This window comes from Kineococcus glutinatus (genome assembly GCF_039542765.1).
Lineage (GTDB): Bacteria > Actinomycetota > Actinomycetes > Actinomycetales > Kineococcaceae > Kineococcus_A > Kineococcus_A glutinatus.
The window spans coordinates 1-2,417 of sequence record NZ_BAABIL010000485.1 but is presented as its reverse complement, the minus strand read 5'-3'; the positions used below and the strand labels follow the sequence as shown (position 1 = coordinate 2,417).

Annotated in this window: 4 protein-coding genes; 3 read left to right on the top strand and 1 reads right to left on the bottom strand. The window is 76.3% G+C overall.

The genetic code is table 11. The annotated features are described in order from the left end of the window. The coding region (locus ABEB16_RS16720) for an exodeoxyribonuclease VII large subunit (RefSeq protein ID WP_345713357.1) at nucleotides 1-262 on the top strand (262 nt) is incomplete at its 5' end. Nucleotides 263-272: 10 nt separating this feature from the next. Beyond that, nucleotides 273-512, top strand: coding sequence for an exodeoxyribonuclease VII small subunit (locus ABEB16_RS16715; RefSeq protein WP_345713356.1), 240 nt, complete (start codon nucleotides 273-275; stop codon nucleotides 510-512). Between the two features lie 25 nt (nucleotides 513-537). Here the strand turns inward: ABEB16_RS16715 and ABEB16_RS16710 are convergent, their stop codons facing one another. Beyond that, complete coding sequence (locus tag ABEB16_RS16710) at nucleotides 538-1,206, bottom strand: DUF4245 domain-containing protein (RefSeq protein WP_345713355.1); 669 nt, start codon at nucleotides 1,204-1,206, stop codon at nucleotides 538-540. A gap of 98 nt (nucleotides 1,207-1,304) precedes the next feature. Between ABEB16_RS16710 and glpX the strand changes: the two genes are divergently transcribed. Then, the gene (gene glpX / locus ABEB16_RS16705; protein WP_345713354.1) at nucleotides 1,305-2,342 is read left to right on the top strand and encodes a class II fructose-bisphosphatase; all 1,038 of its coding nucleotides are present in this window, start codon (nucleotides 1,305-1,307) and stop codon (nucleotides 2,340-2,342) included. Nucleotides 2,343-2,417 lie beyond the last annotated feature (75 nt).

Genomic DNA, 2,417 nt, shown 5'->3' with positions numbered 1-2,417 from the left:
CCGCTCGGCGCTCACCGCGCGGTTGCAGCGCGGCGGCGACGAGGTGGTCCACCTGCGCCGGCAGGTCGCGGCGCTGTCACCGGCGGCGACGCTGGCGCGCGGCTACGCGGTGGTGCAGGACGCGGCGGGCCGGCTGGTCACCGCACCGGGCGACGTCGCCGCCGGCGACCCGCTGCGGGTGCGGCTGAGCGGCGGGGAGCTCGCGGCGCGGGTGGAACCGGCAGCCGGTGCGGCGGGGTCCGCTGTCGCAGCGGGCGCCTAGGGTGGCGCGCGTGAGCAGCGAGCCCGTTCCCCCCGCCGGCGCCACCGACCCCGCGATCGAGGCGCTCAGCTACGAGCAGGCCCGCGACGAGCTGGTGGCCCTGGTGCGCACCCTGGAGGCGGGCGGCACCGGCCTGGAGGAGTCCCTGCGGCTGTGGGAGCGGGGCGAGGCCCTCGCCGACCGCTGCCAGCGCTGGCTGGACGGCGCCCGCCGGCGCCTGGACGCCGCCCGCGAGGCCGCCGCGGAGTGAGGGGCGCCCACCCGCAGGGCCGCCCTCAGGACGCCGAGGGGGTCGCCGCCGGGATCACGCGCTCGCCGGCCAGCACCGCCGAGGCGAGCACCTCCAGCTCCGCGAAGTCCGCACCGCCGGTGACGAGGGTGGTCTCCCCGCCGTCCTCGCGCAGCAGGGTGCTGCGGTCGCGGTCCTCGCGGTACAGCTCCAGCCACCGCACGCCCCCGACCTGGCGGCTGCCGGCCTCCGTCGGCGTGGCCGAGGCCGTCTGCGCGGAGACCCACCTCGCCGTGGCCGGTTTCGCCACCTCCACCGCCGCGTAGTCCCCGGCCGGTGTGAGGTAGCCGATGTGCCAGGTCAGCACGTCGTCGGTGGAGCGGTCGGAGTAGGCGGACGTGGGCTTCCAGCCCTCCGGCAGCCCCGTGGGCACCAGCGGCGCGAAGGGCAGCTCCCTCGCCGCGGCGCGGGCTGCCGAGCGCACGTCGACGGGGGGCTGCTGCACGGCGCTGGGCCGGGGCAGCAGCACCACCACGACCCCGACCACGGCGAGGATGACGATCATCGACAGCACCATGTCGCGCGCGGTGCCCCGGCCGCGGGGACGGGGCGGGACGCCCTGCTCCGCCGGCGCCGGCGAGGCCGCGGGGGCACCGGCCGCGGCGGCGGGATCGGGGGCGGCGGCGTCGCTCGGTTCCTGGCGCACGGATTCCACGCCCCCATCGTCGCTGATGCCGTGCGTCACGCCGCCGCCACCCCGTCGCGGGCAGTGGCTACGATCGGCGGGCCGCCGCCACCCCGGGAGGACCATCGATGACGAACTCCGCTACCCCGCTGCCCCCCTCGCTGGCCGTGGGCCGTGAATCACCCGACCGCAACCTCGCCCTGGAGCTCGTGCGGGTCACCGAGGCGGCGGCGATGGCGGGCGGGCGGTGGGTCGGCCGCGGGGAGAAGAACCGCGCCGACGGCGCCGCCGTCAACGCCATGCGCACCCTGATCGGCACCGTCAGCATGAACGGCGTCGTCGTCATCGGGGAGGGCGAGAAGGACGAGGCGCCCATGCTGTTCAACGGCGAGCGCGTCGGTGACGGCTCGGGCCCCGAGTGCGACGTGGCCGTCGACCCGATCGACGGCACCACCCTCACCGCCCGCGGGATGCCCAACGCGGTGGCGGTGCTGGCGGTGGCCGAGCGCGGCACCATGTACGACCCCTCGGCCGTGTTCTACATGGACAAGCTCGTGGCCGGCCCGGAGGCGGCCGAGCACGTCGACATCCGCCTGCCGGTGAAGGAGAACATCCGCCGCCTGGCGCGGGTGAAGAAGAAGTGGGTGGAGGACGTCACCGTCTGCATCCTCGACCGGCCCCGCCACCAGCAGCTGGCCGCCGAGGTGCGCGAGGCCGGTGCGCGGATCAAGTTCATCTCCGACGGGGACGTGGCCGGCGCGGTGATGGCCGCCCGCGAGGGCACCGGCGTGGACCTGCTGCTGGGCATCGGCGGCACGCCGGAGGGCATCATCGCGGCCTGCGCGATGCACTGCCTGGGCGGCACCATCCAGGGCCGGCTCGCCCCGCGCGACGACGACGAGAAGCAGAAGGCGCTCGACGCCGGCCACGACCTGGAGGCCGTGCTGTCCACCGGCGACCTCGTGGCCAGCGACAACTGCTACTTCGTGCTCACGGGCATCACCGACGGCGAGCTCGTCCACGGCGTGCGCTACGACGGCGACACGATCCACACCTCGAGCATCGTGATGCGCTCCAAGTCCGGCACGATCCGCCGGGTGGAGTCCGAGCACCGGCTCTCGAAGCTGCAGGCCTACGCGGCCGTGGACTTCTCCGGCCCCCGCTGAGGTAGGCGCAGGTCCCGCCGCCTCGTCCCGGCCTCCGGCGCCGGGACGAGGCGCGCGGCGGCCGCGCGGGCGCGG